This is a genomic window from Pseudomonas sp. G5001, from assembly GCF_013385475.1.
Lineage (GTDB): Bacteria > Pseudomonadota > Gammaproteobacteria > Pseudomonadales > Pseudomonadaceae > Aquipseudomonas.
Genome location: NZ_JACAPZ010000035.1, coordinates 126173 through 148163, shown reverse-complemented (window position 1 = coordinate 148163; position 21991 = coordinate 126173). Strand labels below are relative to the sequence as shown.

The 21991-nt window shown below is 61.6% G+C and carries 20 protein-coding genes; 11 read left to right on the top strand and 9 right to left on the bottom strand.

The window, feature by feature from the left end; translation table 11 throughout:
- Nucleotides 1-59: 59 nt before the first annotated feature.
- On the top strand, nt 60-1190 hold the full coding sequence (locus HX805_RS25765; protein WP_003215148.1) for an epoxide hydrolase family protein: 1131 nt from the start codon (nt 60-62) through the stop codon (nt 1188-1190).
- On the opposite strand, the gene argC is transcribed toward HX805_RS25765, so the two are convergent.
- Nucleotides 1174-2106, bottom strand: a complete 933-nt coding sequence (gene argC / locus HX805_RS25760) for an N-acetyl-gamma-glutamyl-phosphate reductase (RefSeq protein ID WP_177080894.1) — start codon at nt 2104-2106, stop codon at nt 1174-1176. The genes HX805_RS25765 and argC overlap by 17 nt on opposite strands.
- Nucleotides 2107-2218: 112 nt before the next feature.
- Between argC and HX805_RS25755 the strand changes: the two genes are divergently transcribed.
- The 3 genes from HX805_RS25755 (at nt 2219) to HX805_RS25745 (ending at nt 6323) form a co-directional block, all read left to right on the top strand.
- Nucleotides 2219-3103, top strand: a complete 885-nt coding sequence (locus HX805_RS25755) for a LysR family transcriptional regulator (RefSeq protein WP_087695047.1) — start codon at nt 2219-2221, stop codon at nt 3101-3103.
- A 128-nt stretch (nt 3104-3231) separates the two neighbouring features.
- Nucleotides 3232-4026, top strand: a complete 795-nt coding sequence (locus HX805_RS25750; protein WP_177080895.1) for an alpha/beta fold hydrolase — start codon at nt 3232-3234, stop codon at nt 4024-4026.
- Between the two features lie 101 nt (nt 4027-4127).
- Nucleotides 4128-6323 carry an OsmC domain/YcaO domain-containing protein gene (locus tag HX805_RS25745; RefSeq protein ID WP_177080896.1) on the top strand — a complete coding sequence of 732 codons (2196 nt, stop codon included), beginning with the start codon at nt 4128-4130 and terminating at the stop codon, nt 6321-6323.
- Between the two features lie 155 nt (nt 6324-6478).
- Here HX805_RS25745 and HX805_RS25740 read toward each other — a convergent pair whose 3' ends face one another.
- From HX805_RS25740 to HX805_RS25730, 3 genes are read right to left on the bottom strand one after another with little or no spacing between them, the layout of a single operon-like run.
- Nucleotides 6479-7900, bottom strand: coding sequence for an efflux transporter outer membrane subunit (locus HX805_RS25740; protein ID WP_177117412.1), 1422 nt, complete (start codon nt 7898-7900; stop codon nt 6479-6481).
- A complete protein-coding gene (locus HX805_RS25735) occupies nt 7897-9477 on the bottom strand; it encodes a DHA2 family efflux MFS transporter permease subunit (RefSeq protein ID WP_177080898.1) in 1581 nt (526 codons plus the stop codon). Before HX805_RS25735 ends, HX805_RS25740 begins: the two co-directional genes overlap by 4 nt.
- Nucleotides 9470-10582: an HlyD family secretion protein gene (locus HX805_RS25730; RefSeq protein ID WP_008436342.1), complete on the bottom strand. Its 1113-nt coding sequence runs from the start codon at nt 10580-10582 to the stop codon at nt 9470-9472. Before HX805_RS25730 ends, HX805_RS25735 begins: the two co-directional genes overlap by 8 nt.
- Nucleotides 10583-10681: 99 nt before the next feature.
- On the opposite strand from HX805_RS25730, the gene HX805_RS25725 reads away from it, so the two are divergent.
- Nucleotides 10682-11386 carry a CerR family C-terminal domain-containing protein gene (locus HX805_RS25725; RefSeq protein WP_177009446.1) on the top strand — a complete coding sequence of 235 codons (705 nt, stop codon included), beginning with the start codon at nt 10682-10684 and terminating at the stop codon, nt 11384-11386.
- A gap of 2 nt (nt 11387-11388) precedes the next feature.
- On the opposite strand, the gene HX805_RS25720 is transcribed toward HX805_RS25725, so the two are convergent.
- Nucleotides 11389-12009 (bottom strand): LysE family translocator, encoded by a 621-nt coding sequence (locus HX805_RS25720; RefSeq protein ID WP_177117411.1) that lies wholly within the window; start codon nt 12007-12009, stop codon nt 11389-11391.
- Between HX805_RS25720 and HX805_RS25715 the strand changes: the two genes are divergently transcribed.
- Entirely contained in the window at nt 12008-12205 is a 198-nt protein-coding gene (locus HX805_RS25715; protein WP_177117410.1) for a hypothetical protein, read from the top strand. The two genes, HX805_RS25720 and HX805_RS25715, sit on opposite strands and share 2 nt — an antisense overlap.
- Before the next feature lie 119 nt (nt 12206-12324).
- Here the strand turns inward: HX805_RS25715 and HX805_RS25710 are convergent, their stop codons facing one another.
- Entirely contained in the window at nt 12325-13956 is a 1632-nt protein-coding gene (locus HX805_RS25710; protein ID WP_177047177.1) for a sensor domain-containing diguanylate cyclase, read from the bottom strand.
- 153 nt (nt 13957-14109) lie between these two features.
- Between HX805_RS25710 and HX805_RS25705 the strand changes: the two genes are divergently transcribed.
- Nucleotides 14110-15147 carry an alpha/beta fold hydrolase gene (locus tag HX805_RS25705; RefSeq protein ID WP_177117409.1) on the top strand — a complete coding sequence of 346 codons (1038 nt, stop codon included), beginning with the start codon at nt 14110-14112 and terminating at the stop codon, nt 15145-15147.
- Between the two features lie 139 nt (nt 15148-15286).
- Here HX805_RS25705 and HX805_RS25700 read toward each other — a convergent pair whose 3' ends face one another.
- Nucleotides 15287-15787, bottom strand: coding sequence for an Lrp/AsnC family transcriptional regulator (locus HX805_RS25700; RefSeq protein ID WP_008436349.1), 501 nt, complete (start codon nt 15785-15787; stop codon nt 15287-15289).
- Between the two features lie 118 nt (nt 15788-15905).
- Here HX805_RS25700 and HX805_RS25695 point away from each other — a divergent pair, with 118 nt between their 5' ends.
- From HX805_RS25695 to HX805_RS25680, 4 genes are all read left to right on the top strand, one after another.
- Complete coding sequence (locus tag HX805_RS25695; protein WP_177050589.1) at nt 15906-16940, top strand: histone deacetylase family protein; 1035 nt, start codon at nt 15906-15908, stop codon at nt 16938-16940.
- Nucleotides 16941-17017: 77 nt separating this feature from the next.
- A complete protein-coding gene (locus tag HX805_RS25690; RefSeq protein ID WP_102369195.1) occupies nt 17018-18427 on the top strand; it encodes an amino acid permease in 1410 nt (469 codons plus the stop codon).
- A gap of 204 nt (nt 18428-18631) precedes the next feature.
- A complete protein-coding gene (locus HX805_RS25685) occupies nt 18632-20041 on the top strand; it encodes an OprD family outer membrane porin (protein ID WP_023658889.1) in 1410 nt (469 codons plus the stop codon).
- Between the two features lie 164 nt (nt 20042-20205).
- Entirely contained in the window at nt 20206-20439 is a 234-nt protein-coding gene (locus tag HX805_RS25680) for a molybdopterin-binding protein (protein WP_008436351.1), read from the top strand.
- Here the strand turns inward: HX805_RS25680 and HX805_RS25675 are convergent.
- Together HX805_RS25675 and HX805_RS25670 are read right to left on the bottom strand one after the other, a co-directional pair.
- The gene (locus HX805_RS25675) at nt 20420-20929 is read right to left on the bottom strand and encodes a cytochrome P460 family protein (RefSeq protein ID WP_003215197.1); all 510 of its coding nucleotides are present in this window, start codon (nt 20927-20929) and stop codon (nt 20420-20422) included. The two genes, HX805_RS25680 and HX805_RS25675, sit on opposite strands and share 20 nt — an antisense overlap.
- Nucleotides 20929-21969, bottom strand: coding sequence for an alpha/beta fold hydrolase (locus tag HX805_RS25670; RefSeq protein ID WP_102605876.1), 1041 nt, complete (start codon nt 21967-21969; stop codon nt 20929-20931). Before HX805_RS25670 ends, HX805_RS25675 begins: the two co-directional genes overlap by 1 nt.
- Nucleotides 21970-21991: the final 22 nt, after the last annotated feature.

Below are 21991 nucleotides of genomic sequence, written 5' to 3'. Positions count from 1 at the left end.
TTTGTCGGGTTCAGTATTGCGTAAAGCAATGTAATACGGAAACTCACCAGGAGAATTCCATGATCTTGCCCTACACCATCAATGTCCCCGACGAACGTCTTGTGGCCATCCGCGACAAAGTCGCCGCCTACGATTGGACCCGGCTTCCCGATTTGGGAGGGTGGAAGTCGGGCGTTGGCGTGCGCGACCTTCAGCGCCTGGTCGCTTACTGGCTGGAATCCTATGATTGGCGCCGGGTCGAAAAACACCTCAACCAACTGCCCAACTTCATCACCGAGATTGAGGGCGAGCACCTGCACTTCGTCCATGTGCGGGGCGACGGTTCCAGGCCGCCGATCCTGCTGCTCCATGGCTGGCCAGGTTCGTACCTGGAATTCGAGGCGCTGCTGGAACCGCTGGCGGCTGACGGACACGATGTGATCGTGCCGTCGCTTCCGGGGTTTGCATTCTCCAGGCCGATCACCGGAGTGATTGGCCCACGTCGGGCGGGCGAACTCATGCATGGGCTGATGGCCCGGCTGTTCGGGCCAACCCGCTTCATCGTTCAGGGCGGTGACTGGGGTTCGGGCATCGCCGGTTGGATGGCCCACGATCGGCCCGAGGCGTTACTGGGGATTCACCTGAACATGGCCGACCTGCTGGCCCAGGGCACCGTTGCGACCACGCCGGAGGAGGAGGCTTTCGTCGCCCGGCGTGACGTGCTGATCGACTGGGAAACCGGCTACAACCACCAGCAGGAAACCCGCCCGCAGACCCTGGGTGTCGCGCTGGCCGACAGCCCGGTGGGGGCCGCGGGATGGATCCTCGAAAAAATCGGCACATGGGCCGATCTGCCCACTACCGCCGATGGCAGCCCGGATCTCTGGGGCACCTTTACCGAGGAGCAACTGCTGACCAACATAATGTTGTATCTCGCGCCATCTTCCATGGTCACCGCGACGTGGATGTATCACGGCAAGCGCCTTGAGGGATCGTCAAAATTCCCGGTCGGCACCCGCATCCAGGTGCCGACCGGATTTGCCGCCTTTCGTGATCCGGTGTTCGTGCCGCCGCCGCGCTCATTTGCCGAAAAGACCTTCAACATCGTGCACTGGAGCGAGATGCCCGCCGGCGGTCACTTCGCGGCCTGGGAGCAGCCGGCGTTGATGCTGGCGGACCTGCGCGCCTTTATCGCTACGGTCTCGGCTTGATCATCAAATCCAGGTTCTGCACGGCGGCACCTGCGGCGCCCTTGCCGAGGTTGTCGAATATCGCCGCCAGCAGGACCTGGCCCGTCTCGTGGTTTTCACACACGATCAGGCGCACATCGTCCGTGCCGTTCAGCGCTTGAGGGTCGAGGTAGGTCAACTCCCTCGCAGCCTGCATCGACAGCACCTGTACGTGACGGGTGTCGCGGTAGTGCTGCGTCAGGCAGGCATGCAACCGCGCCGCGTCCACGCCCGGGGCCAACAGCCGCAGTTGCAGCGGGATGGTCAGCACGATGCCCTGGCGGAACGCCCCGTAGGCCGGCACAAACAGCGGCGGCTGCGTCAGCCCGCTTTGCTGCTGAATCTCCGGCACATGCTTGTGTGCCAGTCCCAGCCCATACACCAGGAACGCGGGCGCCTGTGAAGCGTCGGCGCCCTCGTGCTCCTGCACCCCGGCGCGGCCCTTGCCGGAATAGCCCGAGACGGCATGAATGGTCGTCGGGTAGTCCCCGGGCAGCAGCCCGGCCTCAAGCAACGGGCGCAGCAACCCAATCGCACCGGTGGGATAGCAACCGGGATTGCTCACCCGCTGCGCCGTGGCAATGCGTTGCGCCTGTTGCGGGGTCATCTCGGCGAAACCGTAGGTCCAGTCGGGATGAGTGCGGTGTGCCGAACTCGCGTCGATCACCCGCACGGCCGGATTGTGGATGCTGGCGACGGCGTCCCGTGCGGCGTCGTCAGGCAGGCAGAGAATCGCGATATCGCAGGCGTTGATCATCTCGGCGCGCTGCTGCGGGTCCTTGCGGTGTTCAGCGCTGAGGGTGATCAGTTGCAGATCGGTGCGGTCGCGCAGGCGTTGATGGATCTGTAGCCCGGTGGTGCCTTGGTCGCCGTCGATGAATACAAGAGGATTTGCCATGGGATGCACTCGGATAGGAAATCAGGTGTTCCAATCTTCGGCCAGCCGCTAGGATAGGAAAAGTTGAATTTCCAAACGATGAAGTTCAGTTTTTATGAACGAGGATTGACCCATGCGCGAAATCAGCCTGGACCGCCTGCGTACGTTGGTGGCAATTGCCGACCTCGGTTCGTTCGCCGAGGCCGCCCGCATGCTCAATCTGGCGCCACCCACCGTCAGCCTGCATATCGCCGACCTGGAGGCGCGAGTGGGCGGCAAGCTGCTATCGCGTACCCGTGGGCGGGTGCAGCCTTCAGCGATTGGCGAAACCCTGGTGGAGCGCGCGCGCCGCTTGTTGGCGGATGCCGAGCAGGCGCTTGAAGACGTGGAGCGACAGGTGCAGGGGCTGGCGGGGCGGGTGCGTCTGGGAGCCTCAACCGGAGCCATCGCACAGTTGCTGCCGCAAGCTCTGGAAACCTTGAGCCAACATCATCCCGCCATTGATGTGCAGGTGGCGGTGCTCACGTCGCAGGACACATTGAAGAAGCTGGCCGAGGGCGCCCTGGAGATCGGCCTGGTGGCGCTGCCCCAGGCACCGGTGAAGGGCTTGCGGATCGAGCCCTGGCGGCGCGACCCGGTCATGGCGTTTTTGCCGGCGCGTCGGGAATGCCCCGAGGTGGTAACACCCGCTTGGCTGGCTGCCCAGCCGTTAATCCTGAATGACAACACCACCCGGCTTTCGCGCCTGACCTCGGAGTGGTTTGCCAATGACGGCTACCAGCCGACGGCGCGTATTCAGCTGAATTACAACGACGCAATCAAAAGCCTGGTGGCCGCCGGTTACGGGGCCACGTTGTTGCCCCATGAAGCGTCCACGCCCTTGCACGACACCCGGATTGCGATGCGGCCGTTGCAACCGTTGCTGTGGCGGCAACTGGGGATCGCCCATCGCGCCGGGGAGGTTGAGCGGCCTACGCAACATGTGTTGGACGTGTTGTGGGGATTGAGTGCGGGGTAGGGCGTTATGGAACGACTCATACGATCAGCCTATGAATACCTTCCCGAATCAGGAATTTACAGAAACCTGAATACCGTTGAAATTAACGGCTTTTGAGCCGCCAATCGGTTTTTCAGGGAGTCTTCACCATGCCATTCACCCACACACAACTCCCCATCGTCGTCGCCGATGTGCCGTTGAACATCGCCGCGATCCACCGCGCGGGTACCCTGGCGCCAATCGTGTTCCTGCATGGCTTTGGCTCGACCAAGGAAGATTACGCCGACATCGTCCAGCAACCTGCCTTCGACGGTCATCCATTTTTGGCTTATGACGCCCCGGGTTGCGGTGAGAGCCATTGCGATGACCTGTCGAAGATCTCCATCCCGTTCCTGCTGCAAACCGCCTTGCAGGTGCTGGAGCATTTCAACATCGAGCGCTTCCATCTGGTAGGCCACTCCATGGGCGGGCTTACCGCGCTGATGGTGGCGCACCGGTTGCCGGGCCGGGTGCTGAGCTTTGTCGATATCGAAGGCAATATCGCCCCGGAAGACTGCTTTCTCAGCCGGCAGATCGTCGACTACCCGGCGGATGATCCCGAGGCGTTTTTCAGCGCCTTTATCGAGCGCACCCGGCAGGCACCGGCCTACGCCAGCGCGCTGTATTCGGCGAGCCTGCGGCACAAGGTGCGTGCCGGGGCGGTGCGGGGGATCTTCCAGTCGATGGTCGAACTGTCGGATAACGCCGACTTGATGGGCAAGTTCCTCGGCCTGGAATGCCCGCGCATGTTCATGTACGGCGAGCAGAATGCCCATTTGTCGTACCTGGCGCATATCCAGGCGCAAGGCGTGCGGTTGGCGCCGATTGCCCGGTGCGGGCACTTCCCGATGTACTCCAACCCGATCGCGATGTGGCAGCAGATTGCGGACTTTCAACACGGCTGATACCCATTGCCAACGATCGGCCAGGCCCGAAAGCACAAGACTTACGCCTCGAAACCCGGATAATGGCGGCCATATTTTGCTCGCTATTCTGGTAATCCCGCATGGAAATCAAGGTCAATTTTCTCGACAACCTTCGACTTGAAGCCAAGTTCGACGACTTCACCGTGGTGGCCGACCAGCCTATTCGCTACAAGGGCGATGGCTCGGCCCCCGGTCCGTTCGATTACTTCCTGGCGTCGTCGGCGTTGTGTGCGGCTTACTTTGTGAAGTTGTACTGCGAAACCCGCAACATCCCTACCGACAATATTCGCCTGTCCCAGAACAACATTGTCGACCCGGAAAACCGCTACAACCAGATCTTCAAGATCCAGGTCGAATTGCCGGCGGACATCTCCGATAAAGACCGCCAGGGCATCCTGCGTTCCATCGACCGCTGCACCGTGAAAAAAGTCGTGCAGGCCGGGCCGGAGTTTGTCATCGAGGAAGTGGAAAACCTGGATGCCGATGCCCAGGCATTGCTGATGCCGAGCGCGGCGTCCGACGCGGGCACCTACATCGCGGGCAAGGACCTGCCGCTGGAAACAACCATCGCCAACATGTCGGCCATTCTCGCGGGCCTGGGCATGAAGATCGAGATCGCTTCGTGGCGCAATATCGTGCCCAACGTATGGTCGCTGCATATCCGCGACGCGCACTCGCCGATGTGCTTTACCAACGGCAAGGGCGCGACCAAGGAAGGCGCATTGGCGTCGGCATTGGGCGAGTTTATCGAGCGGCTGAACTGCAACTTCTTCTACAACGACCAGTTCTGGGGTGAAGACATCGCCAACGCGGCGTTTGTGCATTACCCGGACGAGCGCTGGTTCAAGCCGGGCCGCAAGGACGAACTGCCACCGGAGATACTCGACGCGCATTGCCTGCACATCTACAACCGTGACGGCGAGCTGCGCGGCTCACACCTCTATGACACCAACTCCGGCAACGAAGAACGCGGCATTGTTTCGCTGCCGTTCGTGCGCCAGTCCGATGGCGAGGTGGTGTATTTCCCGTCCAACCTGATCGAGAACCTGTACCTCAGCAACGGCATGAGTGCCGGTAACACCCTGGCTGAAGCGCAGGTGCAGTGCCTGTCGGAAATCTTCGAACGCGCGGTAAAACGCGAAATCATCGAAGGTGAATTCGCGCTGCCGGATGTACCGCAGGAAGTGCTGGCGAAATTCCCCGGTATCCTGGCCGGTATCCAGGGCCTGGAAGCCCAGGGCTTTCCGGTACTGGTGAAGGATGCGTCCCTGGGCGGTGAATTCCCGGTGATGTGCGTGACGTTGATGAACCCACGCACCGGCGGCGTATTCGCCTCGTTCGGCGCGCACCCCAGCCTGGAAGTGGCGTTGGAACGCAGCCTCACCGAACTGCTGCAAGGCCGCAGCTTTGAAGGCCTGAACGATCTGCCGCAGCCGACGTTTGAAGGCCATGCGGTGACCGAACCGAACAACTTTGTCGAGCACTTCATCGACTCCAGCGGCGTGGTGTCGTGGCGCTTCTTCAGCTCGAAGTCGGATTACGAGTTCGTCGAATGGGACTTCTCCGGCCAGGGTGAAAACTCCAACGCCGAGGAAGCCGCCACCTTGTTCGGCATCCTCAAAGGCATGGGCAAGGAAGTCTACATGGCGGTGTACGAGCACATCGGCGCGACCGCCTGCCGCATCCTGGTGCCGGACTATTCGGAGATCTACCCGATCGACGACCTGATCTGGGACAACACCAACAAGGCGCTGTTTTTCCGCGAAGACATCCTGAACCTGCATCGTCTCGACGAAGCGGAATTGAAGGGGTTGGTTGAGCGCCTGGTGGAAAGCGAACTGGACGACTACACCGACATCACCACCTTGATCGGAATCGAGTTCGATGACAATACGGCGTGGGGTCAACTGACCATCCTGGAATTGAAGCTGCTGATTTATCTGGCCCTGCAGCAGTTCGAAGAAGCCAAGGAACTGGTGGAGATGTTCCAGCAGTACAACGACAACACCGTCGAGCGCGGCTTGTTCTATCAGGCCGTGAATGCGGTGCTGGAGATGGAGCTGGACGAAGACCTGGAACTGGCGGACTACGAAGTGAATTTCCGCCGCATGTTTGGCAACGAGCGGATGGACGCGGCGATTGGGTCGGTGAATGGCAGTGTGCGGTTCTATGGTTTGACGCCGACGAGCATGAAGCTGGAAGGGCTGGACCGGCACCTGCGGTTGATCGACAGCTACAAGAAGCTGCACGCGGCGCGGGCCAATACGGCCAATTAAAAGCTGACACCGTACCTGTGGTGAGAGGGCTTGTTGTGGCGAGGGGGCTTGTCCCCCGTTGGACTGCGTAGCAGTCCCTCTTTTTTGGGGCCGCTGCGCAGCCCAACGGGGGACAAGCCCCCTCGCCACAGGTCAGTGGTCACTCGGGTTATTTGTCACAACGTCCATCCCAACCCCAGCGCCTTGTGCAATGACGCAAAGTCCTTGAGCAACAGCGCATCCCCGGAAATCCGGCTTTCCTGCGCCTGGTACCGCGTACGTTCCGCGTCCAGCCAATCCAGCGTGCTCGCCGTACCTGCCTTATAACGCTGGCGCGTCAGGTCCGCAGCCCGTACTGCCGAAGATTCCACGTTACGCAGCAGCACCACGTTCTGCCGCTGGTTGCCATATCGCGCCAGGGCCACATCCGCATCACGCAACGCACTCAACACCACGCTTTTGTAATGGGCCAGGGCCTCGTCGCGCCCGGCTTCCGCACCTTTGACACTGGCCGCCACCCGGCCGAAATCCAATGCGTTCCAGGTCAGCCGCTGCAACAGCAGCCAGGTGCCGCTGTCCTTGCGCGCCAGGTGCCCGGGATCGGCCGCCGAGAACGACAAGTCGCCCATCAGGCTGAGCTTGGGAAACCAGTCGGCGGTTTTCTCGCCGATCTGCGCGTTGCTGGAAGCCAGTTGGCGCTCGGCCACCCGGATATCCGGGCGTGCTTTCAGGATCGCCGCCGGGTCGGCAAATGGCACCTGGCTAGGGATAGCGGGCAGGGCGCGAGGAGTGTTGAGGCTCGCGTCCAACTCGCCCGGTTCCAGGCCGCAGAGCAGGTTCAACTGGTCAATCGCCTCGACGATTGACGCTTGCAGCGGCAGGCGTTGGGCCCGGGTGTTTTCGGCCTGTGTCAGGACCTGCTCCAGCTGTAACTGCGAGGCCACGCCACGGCTGCGTCGCTGCTGGGTCAGGTCCAGCGCCTGTTCCTCAATCTCGACACTGGCGTCCACCAGCGCCAGTCGCGCCTGCTGGTCACGCACGTCGGCATAGGTCTGCACCACCTCGGCTGCCAGTTGCACCTGGGCATCGGCCAGTTGCGCCTGCGAGGCGTCGTTTTCCGCCTGGGCCGCCTCGATTGCACGCCGGGTGCCGCCGAACAGGTCGGCCTCCCAGCTGGCATCAAACCCGGCGAGGTAAAGGCTCAATGGCCCGCGACCACCGCCACTGCTGCCACCCAGCGCCGAGGTGTCGGGGGAGCGCAGCTTCAGCATCGCTGCATCGCCGGTGATCTTGGGCAGGGCGTTGGCGTTGGCGCCACTCAAGCTGGCTCGCGACTGCTTGAGACGCGCCTGGGCGGTCGCCATGTCCGGACTGTTTTGCAGGGCCTGGGCCACCAATTGGTTGAGCTGCGGATCGCCCAGGGCTTGCCACCACTGGGCGACCGCGGGTGTGCGCGGCAGGCCTATGTCGGCGTGGGGCAAGCGCCCGGCCGCGAGGGTTTTTGGCGAGGCATCCGGCGCGCCCTGGTAGTCCGGCCCCACGGTACACGCCGTCAGAAGGCCGACGGTGAAGAGCAAGGGAAGTGAGCGATAAATCATGTTCGTTGGCCTGCCTGCGCCGCGCGCTTTTTCAGGATGAAGATCAGGGGAAGGCACGCCAGCATGGCGAGTCCCAGCACGTAGAACGCGTCGTTGTAGGCCATCACCGCCGCTTGTTGGGCGATGTCGTTGGCCAGATGACTGAGGGCCTGCAGCGAGGCGGTGGACGGGTCGCCGGTTTGCGCCAGGTAGCTGGCGGTATCGCTCGCCATTTGATCCTGGGTCAACTGGGTGTTGGCCTGGATGCCTTCGCGCAACATGTCGTCGTGGAAGTGGCTGCGCCGGTCCATCAGTACGCCGAGCAGCGCCAGCCCCAAGGTACCGCCGAGGTTGCGTGACATGTTGTAGAGCCCGGCCGCATCACCCGCATCGCGGGTTTCCACCGAGCGCATCGACAGTTGGCTGAGGGGCATCATCACCAGGATCTGCCCGAAGCCCCGCAGGATCTGCGACCCGTAGAAATCATGGCCGACACTCTGGGCGGTGAGCTGGGTGTCGAGAAAACAGCTGGCCCAGTACATCAACAAACCCACGCCGACCATCATCCGCAGGTCCAGGCGGCCAAGCATTCGCGGCAGGATCGGCATCAGCAGGAACGCTGGAATCCCCGACAGCAACATGATCGAACCCGACTGTTGCGCGTTATAGCCCGACAGGATGCCGAGGAACTGCGGCACCAGGTACGCCGTGCCATACAGCCCGGCGCCGACCGCCGTGGCGATCAGCAGCACGCTGCCAAAGCTGCGGTTGAGCACCAGTTGCAGGCGCAGGATCGGCGTACTCGAGCGGACTTGCCCGACGGCAATCAGGAAGAAGCCGATCACCATCGTGATGCTCAACCAGATGATCAACTGCGAATCGAACCAGTGTTCGCGCTGGCCTTCTTCCAGCACCACGGTGAGTGAACTCAGGCCCATGGCCAGGCCAATGATGCCCAGCCAGTCGGCCTTGATGAATTGCTGGAGGTTCATGCGGTCGCTGGGCAGGCCGGTGATCAGCAAGGTGATCAAGGTGATGCTGACGGGCAGGTTGATGAAGAAGCACCAGCGCCAGTTGATGTTTTCCGTGAGCCAGCCGCCAATCACCGGGCCCAGCAGCGGACCGAGGATCACCGTCATGCCGAACATCGTGGTGCCGATTGCCAGCTGGTGGGCAGGCAGGCGGGTGCGTACGATGGTCTGTGCGGTCGGGATCATCGCGCCGCCGGCAAAACCCTGGCCGATACGCCCGGCGATCATCGCGCCGAGGCTGGAAGACAACCCGCAGAACATCGAGAAAAACGTGAACATCAACGCGGTGCCGATCAGGAACCGGCGCAGGCCGAATACCCGGGTCAGCCAGGCGGCGAGGGGAATCATGACGATTTCCGACATCAGGTAACCGGTGGCGATCCACGTGCCCTCGGTACCGGTCGCGCCGATCTGGCCCTGGATCTGCGGCAGCGCCGAGTTGGTGATCGAGATGTCCAGGGTCGCCAGCAAGGCGCCCAGCGAGCCGGCGGCGACTGCGATCCAGTCGGTCAACGAAGCGTTGCGCGGTTTGTCCGCGGGCACTTCGGTCAAGATGGCTTCAGCCATGGTTGGCGTCTGCCTTGTGGGTGCGGGTGTCGACTTCCACGGTGGCGGACAAGCCGGGCACCAGTGCCTGGCGCACGTCGTCATCCGGTACATCCAGGGAAATCCGCACCGGCACGCGCTGCACGATCTTGGTGAAGTTGCCGGTGGCGTTGGACGGCGGCAGCAACGCGAACTGTGCGCCGGTGCCTGGGGACAGGCTGTCGATATGGCCCTGAATATCATGGCCTGGCAGTGCGTCCACATGCACGGTGACGGTCTGCCCGGCGCGCATCTCGCCGATTTGGGTTTCCTTGTAGTTGGCGGTCAGGTAGATCGCGCTCACCGGCACCACGGTCAACAAGCGTGTGCCTGGCTGCACGTATTGGCCGACGCGTACACCGCGATCAGCGACGCGGCCATCGAGCGGGCTGCGAATCACCGCGTCGTCCACGTCCAGCTGGCTCTGGGCTTCGCTGGCCTTGGCCACGCCGAGTTGCGCCTGGGCTTGCTTGAGCTGGGCTTCGAGGGTGCCGTAGCGGGTCTGGCTGGAGCGCAACGCGGCCTGCTTGGCGGCCACGGTGCTGCGTGCCTGGGCGAGCTGGTTGTTGAGCTGCGCCAGGCGTTCTTCCGGCTCGGCCCCGGAACGCGCCAGCGGCGCATAACGTGCGACTTCGGTTTGCGCGTGCTGGGCGTCGGCCTGGGCGCCTTGCAGTTGGGCCCGTGCTTCGGCGATGGTCGAGTCCTGTTGCACCAGGTCGGCCTGGGCCTTGGCAAAGTCAGCCTCGCGGGCCGCAATCGTCGCCGAGGCTTCGTCACTCACTGCCTGGTATTTGCGCGCATCCAGGCGCACCAGCACGTCGCCACGCTTCACGTTCTGGTTGTCGGCCACCAGCACCTCGGCGACGTAGCCGTTGATTTTCGGCGCCACGCTGATGCTGTCGGCTTGCAGATAGGCGTCGTCGGTGGTCTCGATAAAGCGCCCGGTGAGCCACCACCAGGCGCCCCACGCCAGCCCGGCCAACAGCGCCACGCCGGCGAGTGACAGTAGAATCCGTCGGGCTTTGCCACGTTGGCCGTTGACGGTGGTTTCAGGAATGACCTGAGGAGAGGGAGGTGCAGCGGACATCAAGTCACTCCAGTTTTATATCAGTTGGAATAAATTCGTTTTTTCGCGAATTTTTGTCAACTGGTATATTTTGGTTACGTTAAAAAAATGGAGTGGCACATGGCACGACACAAACCGGCCGCCGAAGGGGGTTATCAGCGGGGTGAAGAAACCCGCGCACGCATTATCGAGGCGGCTGTCGAGGTATTTGGCGAGCGTGGCTACGACGGCGCGTCCACGCGAGACATCGCGAATGCTGCCGGCGTCAATGCGCCCGCGATCCAGTACTACTTCGATGGCAAGGAAGGCGTGTACCTGGAATGCGTCGAGCACTTGATCACGCTGTTGTGGCAAAAGATGGCGCCTACCGTTGAAGCCGCAGAAGGTGCGCTGGCCGATCCCGGGGTCGACGATCAGAGGTTGATCGACGCCTCACTGGGCATTCTCGGCGCGGTGGTTTCAACGATCCAGGACAGTCCCCAGACCACCGCGTGGCGAGCGTTTCTTGATCGCCATCAAGCCGGGCTCTGCCCTGAAAGCGCGACCATGGCGTTCGAGGAACGCTTCAAGGCGCGCATCGCCAACGTGATCCGCCTGCTGATCGCGCGCGTTGCCGGCCTTGCCGTTGACGACGAGCGCACGGTGATCCACTCAATGGCGCTGTTCACCCAGGGCCTGGCGTTTCGGGTGCAGAAACCCAAGCTGCTCTCCGCCTTGAACTGGACCGAAGTGAGCCAGAAGGAAATGGAACTGGTGCGGGATGTGGTGCTGATGCAGGCGCGGTTTACCCTGGAAGGCCTGGTACGGCATCGGGACCGGCGCTGACTTCAGCGCTTGCTGAAGGCCAGCCGGGCCGCGAACAGCACGAATATCATGCCGGTGGTGCGGTCCATCCACTTGATCACCTTTTCACGCCGCAGCATGCCGGCCAATGGCTGCGTGGCACCGATCAGTATCAGTGACCAGGCCAGGCTGATCACCACGTGGATGCTCACCAGCCCGAACGTCCACGCCACCAGCGGATGCCCCTGGGGAATGAACTGCGGCAGGAAAGACACGTAGAAAATCCCGATCTTGGGGTTGAGCACGTTGCCCATCATGCCTTTCAGGAACCAGTTGGCACCGGGTTTTCCATCGGCCTCGACGGACGCCAGCGAACTGCGCGGGCGCACCAGCATGTTCAAGCCCAGCCACGCCAGGTAAGCCGCGCCGCAGTACTTCAAGACGTTGAAGGCCATCTCGGACACGGCAATCAACGCGCCCAGCCCAAAGGCCACCGCTGCACCCCACAGCAGGCAGCCGGCATTGACACCCAGGGTGGCGCGCAAGGCTTGTTGCTTGCCCTCCACCGTTGCAGTGCGCAATACCAAGGCCGTGTCCAGTCCGGGCGTCAACGTGAGCAGCGTGGCGGCGAAGGTGAAGGCGAGCAGGTTGTCGGTGATGGACATGGATATTTACCTGAAATCAGAAACTCTCAAGACTGGCGTTGATACCGGCGACACGCGCCAGCTCGATGGTTGCCGCGACCTGTTCAGCATCGATGATAAAGCCATGGAAATCGTCATCTCCCGAGTCCAGATGAACGTAACGCTTGCCGAACCGAGCCAGCCATTGGTCGAAACGGTCCAGCACCTCAGCCATTGATGACCTGCATACGTTGTATTCATCGTTCGTGGGGCAGGTTACGGTCATGGGTGCGCGGCTGTCGATATTTAATCAAGAGCGTGGTGGCTTTCTGGAAAGGCTCATGACGCGCTACACCGTCACGCCACGCGGTTGCGCCCCGACGACTTGGCCCGATACAACTGTTGATCCGCACGCTTGATCAGCACTGTGGTGTCGCTGTCCGACGCTTCAACGAGTCCGACGCCAATACTCACCGTGACCTGCCCAGCGGTCTCGAAATACGCTCCGGCAATTGCCGCGCGAATCTTCTCGGCCACCACGTCCGGGCTGTCCGGCGCTTCGATTTCCGGCAACAGCACCGCAAACTCTTCACCGCCGTAACGGGCGACGAAGTCAGTGGCACGGGTGGCGTCCTGAATCAACTGCGCGAGCTGGCGCAGTACATCGTCCCCGACGGCATGCCCATGGGTATCGTTGATCCGCTTGAAATGATCAACGTCGATCAGCAGCAAGGCAAACGCGCGCCCGCTGCGCTGGAACAGCAGGCTGTACTCCGCCAGTTTTTCATCGAAGCGCCGACGGTTGTAGACGCCGGTCAGGGCGTCATGGCTGGCCAGGTTCAACAGCTCGGCATTGGCCTGGGTGAGGGCGGCAGTACGCTGGGCGACGGTGGCTTCCAGGGACGCATTGGTGTCCTGCAGCTCGCGCTCCTTACCAAGCAGCGATTGGGTCATGCCCTTGATGGAGCGCCCGAGCTGGGCGATTTCCAGTACGAAATGGTCTTGAGGGAAATACGCGCCAGGCTGTTGGTTTTGGACCTGCTTGGCTGAACGCGCGAGTTCTTCGATGGGCCGGCTGAGGTACGACGCCAGGTAATACGCCACGAAGCCGAAAATCACCGCGGCAATGACGCCCAACAGCAGCAGTTTGTAGAGCAATACGCGGGCAGGGTGCAGGGCGATTTCCAGCGGCTGGCGCATCACGATGTACCAGGTCAGGCTGGAATTCGACGGGCTGGGCACCGCCACGGCGCTGGTCACGTAGCCGTTGTCGACCGACCAGCCGGTGTCATTGGCCAGGCGGTCCTGGGGCAGTTGCTGGCCGGCCAGTTGTTCCGGGTAGAGCACCTTGCCGTCGTTGTCGATGATCAGCGCCTCGATGTCCGGCGTATTGCCTTTGGCCGCTTCGACAATTTGTGTCACCCACGTCCAGTGGGCGTGAGCCCCCAGTACGCCGATCACCTGGCCCCCGGCATTGCGAATCGGTGCGGCAAAGTCGATGAAGCGCCAGGGCTCACCGTTGGAGCCCGGCAGCAGCTTGGCAAGCAATACCGCCTCGTGGGGATCGCCGGTGTAGTTGCCCTGCAAACCGGCCTGGAACCAGGGCCGTGCCGTTACGGATTGGTTGACCAGCAGCCCATTCACCGCCTGGCGCACACGCCCGTCTGTGTCGGCGACGCCCATCCACGCGTACTCGGCGCGGGACTGGGTGCGTTGTTCCATGGAGGTCAGTATGTCCGGATCGTCCAGGTTGCCCCGTCTGAACAGCGGTGCGCGGCTGAGCAGCGACACTTCGAGCTGGCGTTCACGCAGCTGCACCGCCAGTAGCGCGGCGGTGGAGCGGGCAGTGCTCAACAAGGCATTGCCACTGGCCAGTTTCAGTTGCTCGGTAGCGATGTGCCCAACGTAGAACCCTACGCTCACCAGGGTGAGCAGCGACAAACCGGCAAACCAGAGGGTCAGGTGACTACGCAGGCTGGCTTTGATCATTGGGGGCTATCTGAAAGGAGTGTGACTACATGGTAGACGTACCATTCGGATAGTTGCCATAGCCTGAAGGTTTATACGCGCATTGATTTCCCACCTGCTTTCCCATTACGGGCATGCCAGAATATGGCGCTTAGCCACTTAGGGAACTCAAGGATGAAAACGCTGTGTGCTGCGCTGTTGTTGACGGTTGTAACCGGTCTGGCCCAGGCCAATGAGGTTCGGATCGGCTTCCAGGAAATAGTGATTCCCGACGCGGAGCACGGCAGGCCGTTGCAGGTGGCGGTGTGGTACCCGACCCATGCTTCCGGCACACCAGAACTGATTGCTGACAATCCGGTGTTTGTCGGCGCGCCGGCCTTGAAGGACGCTGCACCGGCTGCCGGCGAGCATCCGCTGGTGGTGATCTCCCCCGGCATCTTCGGCAACTGGATCAACCAGTCCTGGCTCGCCAGCGCGTTGGCCGGGCAGGGTTACATCGTCGCCTCGCCCAACCACCCCGGCACCACCAGCAAGGACCGCACACAGCCGGCCGCTTCCGAGCTGTGGAAACGGCCCCTGGATATCCATCGGGTGATTGATGCCGTGATTGCCCAGCCGAAACGCTTCGGCGCGGTGGCCCAACGCAAGATCGCCGTCGTCGGGCACTCCCTCGGTGGCTGGACCGCACTCGAAGTCGGCGGTGCCCGCTTTGATCCGCAGCGCTTTACCGAGGACTGCAAGTTGCATCCGGAAATTGCCCCTTGCAAGGCCTACGAACAACTTGAGGTTGGTCGTACCGAGCAGGCGAGGCAGCGACTGGCCGGTGACTTGAGCGACCCGCGCGTGGCGGCCATTGTTTCCCTGGACCTGGGCTTCGCCCGCGGCTTCAGCGATGCCAGCCTCGCGGCGCTGAACCGCCCAACGTTGGTGATTGCGGCGGGCACGCCATCGCCGGAATTGCCCGCCGCACTCGAGTCGGCCGACTTGGCCAAGCGCCTGCCGCAGAAGACTTCGCGCTACGTGGAAATCAGCGACGCCACGCACTTCAGCTTCCTGCCCATCTGCAAGCCGGGCGCGGTGGAGCGGATTGAACAGAGCGACCCCGGCGAAGGCTTCATTTGCCTGGATGCCAAGGGGGCTCGTCCCAAGCCGCAGATCCAGCAGCAGGTACTCAGCTTGATCAGCGAGTTCCTGCAGCAGTCCCTGCACTAGCCGTCAGATGTCCTCGGACAACACACAGCCTGTGGCGAGGGAGCTTGCTCCCGCTGGGGTGCGAAGCGCCTCCAACGACAGGACCGCTACGCAGTCCAACGGGAGCAAGCTCCCTCGCCACAATGGTATTTGCATTGGATCACTTCCCCACCCGCCCCGGAATGGCCACCCGACTTGTCGCCTTCACCTCCCGCAACGCCAGGCTCGACTGAATCGACGCAATCCCCAATTGCCGCCGCAACACGCTCTCTACAAAATCGCTGTAGGCATCCAGATCCTCCGCCAGCACCTGCAGCAGATAATCCGCATCCCCGGTGATCTTGTGGCAGGACTGCACCTGCGGCAGCTCCTTGATCACGGCCTCAAAGTCTTCTGGCGTATGGTCGGAATGCACGGCAAACCGCACATGCACAAACGCCATGATCTCCAGGCCCAGCATCTTGCGATCGAGGTTGGCCTGGTAGTCCTTGATCACGCCTTCTTCCTCCAGCCGCTTGCGCCGTCGCCAGCATGGAGTGAGGCTCAGTGACAGCCGCTCGCTGAGTTCGGCGTTGGAAATACTCGCGTCTTCCTGCAGCAAGGCGAGGATGGCGAGATCGGTGTCGTCAAGTGCGACCTGTCTGGTTTTATTTTTCTTCATGGCGGCTCTTTGGGGTAAAAATTCCCGATTACGCTAGCATCGGCGCACGTAAAAGCAAAGAAAGCCCACCGCAGCCAGAACAAAATAATCACCTGTCTTTCACGGGTGGATGTCTTTCATGTTGACTGTTTTCAGCGACTCTCATCGTTTGCACCATGGCACCGAACTCAAGGATGGCGTGCTCAAGCCGTCCTTCGAACAACCCAGCCGCGCCGACACGGTGCGTGATCGGGTCAAGCACGTTGGGCTGGGCGATATCATCGTGCCGCGCACGTTCGACCGGGCCTGTTACGTCAATGCCCACAGCGAACGCTACGTGTCCTTCCTGGAAACCGCCTGGGCCGAATGGACGGCGATTGGCCGTGCCCATGACGCCTTGCCGCTGGTGTGGCCGGTGCGGGACCTGGCCAATGAGCAGGTGCCGGAATTCATCGACGGCAAGCTCGGGTTTTTCGCGATGGATGCCGGTTCACCGATCACCAGCACCACCTGGGAAGCGGTGAAGACCAGCGCCGATATCGCACTCACCGGCCTGGCATTGATTGATGAAGGCCACGACAGCGCCTTCGCCCTGTGCCGGCCACCGGGCCACCATGCGGCGCGGGAATACATGGGCGGTTATTGCTACCTGAATAACGCAGCCATTGCCGCGCAACAGGCGATCACCCAAGGCGCCAAACGGGTCGCGGTGCTGGACGTGGATTTCCACCACGGCAACGGCACGCAGAACATCTTCTATGACCGCAATGACGTGATGTTCGTCTCGCTGCATGGCGATCCGTCGGTGTCGTATCCCTACTATTCGGGCTTCAGTGCCGAGCGCGGTGCCGGGGCGGGAGAGGGGTTCAACCTGAACTACCCGCTGGCGAAAAACACCGGGTGGAGCACCTACAAAGAAGCGTTGCTCGACGCCTGCAATCAACTCAGAACGTTCTCGCCGCAAGTGCTGGTGATTTCCCTCGGCGTCGACACCTTCAAGGACGACCCCATCAGCCATTTCCTGCTGGAAAGCCGCGACTTCCTCGGCATCGGCGAGATCATCGCCAGCGTCGGCGTGCCCACGCTGTTTGTGATGGAAGGCGGCTACATGGTCGATGAAATCGGCATCAACGCGGTCAACGTGCTGCACGGTTTCGAGAACAAACACGCCTGACCCCGATGCCATTCCAACAATAAACAACGCCTGACTTTTTTCTGCCAAAACTCAAAAACATAACAAGAGGTTTTGTGATGAAAACAACCGTGCCCGGGCTGATTGAAAAGCCCGCTTTGCAACGCACCCTCAACAACCGCCATATCCAGCTGATGGCCATGGGCGGTGCGATCGGCACCGGCCTGTTCATGGGCTCGGGCAAGATCATCGCGCTGTCCGGCACCTCGATCATCCTGATCTACATGATCATCGGGCTGTTTGTGTATTTCGTGATGCGCGCCATGGGTGAGCTGCTGCTGTCCAACCTGAACTTCAAGAGCTTCGCCGACTTTGCCGGTGCCTACCTGGGGCCGCGTGCGGCGTTTTTTCTTGGCTGGTCGTACTGGCTGAGCTGGAGCGTGGCGGTGGTGGGGGATGCGGTGGTGGTCGGGGGCTTTTTCCAGTACTGGTTCCCGCACGTGCCGGCCTGGATACCGGCGATTGCAATGCTGCTGACCCTGTTTGCCTTGAATGTGCTGACGGTGCGGCTGTTCGGCGAGGTGGAGTTCTGGTTTGCGATCATCAAGATCATCGCCGTGGTGACCCTGATCAGTGTGAGCGTGGTGTTGATTGCCAGCTCGTTTGTGTCGCCCACCGGCGTCACGGCTTCCCTGAATCATTTGCTGGATAAACAGGCGGCGTTTCCCAATGGCGTGTTCGGCTTCTTTGCCGGGTTCCAGATGGCGATCTTCTCGTTTGCCGGTACCGAGTTGATCGGCACGGCGGCGGCCGAAACCCGTTCGCCGGAGAAGACACTGCCCAAGGCAATCAACTCGATTCCGCTGCGGATCATCCTGTTCTACGTGCTGGCCTTGGCCTGCATCATTGCGGTGACATCCTGGGAGCAGGTGTCCCCCAGCAAGAGCCCGTTTGTCGAGCTGTTCCTGGTGGCCGGCTTTCCCGCCGCCGCCGGGATTGTGAATTTCGTGGTACTGACCTCAGCGGCTTCTTCGGCCAACAGCGGGGTGTTTTCGGCGAGTCGAATGTTGTTCGGCCTGGCGGACCTGGGAGACGCACCCGGGATATTCCGACGACTGTCGAAAAACAGCGTGCCGTTTATCAGCCTGGCGTTTACCACCTTCCTGATGCTGCTGGGCTTGTTGCTGCTGTTTATAGTCCCGGAAGTGATGACGGCCTTTACCATCGTCTCCACTGTTTCGGCGATCCTGGTGATCTTTACCTGGTCGACCATCCTGGCGTCCTACATCGCCTATCGGAAAAAGTGCCCGGAGCTACATGAAAAATCCCTCTACAAAATGCCCGGAGGCGTACCGTTGGCGTGGGTTTCACTTGGCTTCCTGGCGTTCGTACTTTGCCTGCTGGCACTTCGCCCAGATACCCGCCTGGCCCTTTGCGTGATGCCTGCATGGTTTATGTGGCTGGCGGTTGCCTACCATTTCTCGCATTTTCGCCACCGACTCCAGCCTGATCAACGCACGGCGCAGTAGCGGTTGTCGTACAACCGCAGGCCATTCAACCCTCGGAAAAGGCCGGCTTGTACGGCCTTTTCATGACGGTTTTTTCATCGGTACATGACAAAAATTTCACATTCTGCGCCATCGGCCCCATGCCACAATCCGCAGCGTTTGCAGGGCCGCAACGGTATTCGCTCGAAGGACAGTAAAAAAATAATGTTCACAGGGGCGCAGTAAATGAAACTCTCTACATTAGCGTTGGCCATCACGGCGGCTGTCCTTGCACAACACGCCAGCGCAGACGGCTTTGGTCTTGGCTCACTCGGCACGGGTGACGGCCATAGCGGCTTCCTCGAAGACAGTCATTCTTCGATCAGTTCGCGCACCATGTACTACAACGCCGACGTTCACTCCGGCACGGCGAACGATCTGCGGGAAGCGGCTCAAGTACTGCGTTTCGACTATAAATCCGGTTACACCCAGGGCACCGTCGGCGTAGGTTTCGACGTGATGGCTTTCGGCGCGTTGCGCCTGGACGGTGGCGATGGCCACGCAGCGGGCAATGGCCTGTCGGGTAACGGCAACAGCTTCTTCCCGGTGAAGAACAACGGCACCGAGCCTGCTGACAGCTTCGGTCGCGCAGCCGGCAACGTTAAATTCCGTATTTCCCAGACTGAATTGCACGTGGGCGGTGGCCTGGCCCCGATCCTGCCGATCCTGGTGTCGAACGACAGCCGTGCCGCGCCGCAAACCTTTGACGGCGGCATCCTGACCTCCAAGGACATTCCCAACGTCACCTTCACCGGCGGCGAGCTGAACAAGGCTGAAGGTCGTGCATCGAGCAACTCCACGGGCTTGAGCGTGGCCGGTGCCACTCGCGACAGCGACAGCTTCCGTTTCGGTGGTGTCGACTACCAGCCGTTTGGTTCTTCTGACAACGTCATCGCTAAAAACCTGACGTTGCAGTACTACTACGCCAACCTGGAAGACTTCTACAAACAGAACTATTTCGGCCTGGTCCATGTATTGCCGTTGGGCAATGACCAGTCGTTCAAGACCGACCTGCGTTATTTCGACAGCACCAGCGACGGCAAAAACGGTTCGGCCGGCTATGCGTTCAACAACAACGGCGGCTATGCCAAGCACGCCGGTGAAGTCGACAACAAAACCTACAGTGCTGCCTTCACCTATCAGTTGGGCGGCAGCCAGTTGATGCTCGGCCATATCGGCGTGAGTGATGACGGTGGCTTCGTCTGGGTCAACCAGGGCAGCATCGCCGATCCAACCGCCCAAGGCGCGGCCGGTTCCGACTTCTACCTGTTCACCGACGCGGTGGTTGGCCAGTTCTCCCGTGCGGGCGAGCAGGTCAATTTCGGTCAGTACCTGTATGACTTCAGAACCCTGGTGCCGGGCCTGAAAGCCTCGATTGCCTACCTGAACGGCAGCGACATCAAGGCCAAGGTTGCCGGTGGCAGCGATCAGTCGGAACGCGAAACCGATTTCCGTCTTGATTACGTCGTGCAGGAAGGCCCGCTGAAAGGCTTCGGTACTACGTTCCGTACCGGCAGCTACCACGGCCATAACACCGGCACCGCCGACCAGGATCAGACCCGCCTGATCTTCAACTACACCTACGCGCTGTTTTAATCAGTCGTCGGTAACTGCTCCAGATGAAGGCCGCCCATTGGGCGGCCTTCTTTATTGGCGTGGGGTTCCAGCCAGAGCAGGGCGCTACAGTTGTTTTTACACAAGGCAACGTTTAACCATGCGCGGCAATTCCCAACCTACAAGTCAAGACAAGAACCGTTTCCATGAAAGTCAGTGCACGCAACGTATTCAAAGGCCAGGTCAGCCAGGTCCAGCACGGCGCGGTCAATGCCGAAGTGGTGTTGACCCTGCCCGGCGGCGAGCAGTTGGCGGGCGGTTCGAAGGTGTTTTCCATCGTGACCCGCGACGCGGTGGCCGAGTTGGGCCTGAAGCCGGGCGTGAGCGCCACGGCGTTTGTTGTTGAAAAGGGCTATTGCGCTAAGGCGCCAGCCGGGTGAACACATAATCGTGGTTCTTCACCAGCGCCTGATGGCAGGCAAAGCAGGTCTCATGCTGCGCCTGGTCCACCGGCTTGCCATTGATGAACCGTCCAAAGCCCCAGCCTCCGGTCGCTGCGTATTTCTTCGAGTCCTTGACCATGAACTGCACGGTGGTCGCCGCGCCGGGAATCGACGCGGTCTTGAACTCGGGCGATTGCACGTGCTTCCAGGCCAGTTTCGCCAGAACGGTGCCGTCGGGGAAGGGCAGCGTGCCGTCGCGGTACGCCTTGAGCGCCACTTTATTGCCCAGCACCACCCGCAGTTCATTCAGCGGGTCGGCTTCCTGGGCCGGCGCGATCAGCTCCCATTGACGGTAGCCGTCGGGAATGGTCACGCCGTAGATCGGCGAAGGCTCGCTGGTGGCCGGGCCGCCAAAGGCGAACCCGGTAGCGGTGGCCACCACGGCAGCTGTTGCAGCGACGAGTGCAGCAAGATGCAGGCGCTTCATCACAGGTGGTCCGCATCGATCACAGCCTTGGCAAAGGCTTGCGGTGCTTCCTGCGGCAGGTTGTGGCCGATGCCGCCGCTGATCAGGCGGTATTCGTATTTGCCGGTAAAGCGTTTGGCATAGTCCTCTGCGGCCGGGTGCGGCGCGCCGTTGGCGTCGCCTTCCATGGTGATGGTGGGCACGTTGATGGAGGGTGCAGTGGCGAGTTTCTGCTCCAGCGCAGCGTATTTTTTCTCTCCCTGCACCAGCCCCAGGCGCCAGCGGTAGTTGAAGATCGATACGGCGACGTGGTCGGGGTTGTCCAGGCCTTTGGCGCTGCGGTCGAAGGTGGCGTCGTCGAATGCCCATTTTGGCGAGGCGATCTGCCAGATCAACTTGGCGAAGTCGTGGGTGTTTTTCGCATAGCCGGCGGCGCCGCGATCGGTGGCGAAGTAGAACTGGTACCACCATTGCAACTCGGCCTTGGGCGGCAATGGGTTCTTGCCCGCGGCCTGGTTGCCGATCAGGTAGCCGCTGACCGATACCAGCGCCTTGACCCGCTCAGGCCACAACGCCGAGACGATGTCGGCGGTGCGCGCACCCCAGTCATAGCCGCCGAGCACGGCCTGCTTGATCTTCAGCGCGTCCATGAAGTCGATCAGGTCGACGGCGAGGGCGGCCGGCTGGCCGTTGCGCAGGGTCTTTGCCGACAGGAAATGGGTATCGCCATAGCCGCGGGCGTAAGGCACCAGCACCCGGTAGCCCTGGGCGGCCAGCAGCGGCGCTACCTCGGAGTAGCTGTCAATGTCGTAGGGCCAGCCATGCAGCAGGATCACCACCGGTCCATCGGCCGGGCCGACTTCGGCGTAGGCCACATCCAGCAAGCCGGCTTTCACATGCTTCAACGGGCCGAGCGCGCTGTGTGCAGTTGCGCTGGCAGCCGCAGGTGCTTGCGCGTCCTGTGCACTGGCGACGCCGAGGGCACCGAACTGCAACAGCGCAAAGGCCAGCAGCGACGCGCCCATCAGGCGGCGGGGTGGGGGGTTCAACTGTGTGTGCATGGTGAGTCTCCGGCGGCGGGTG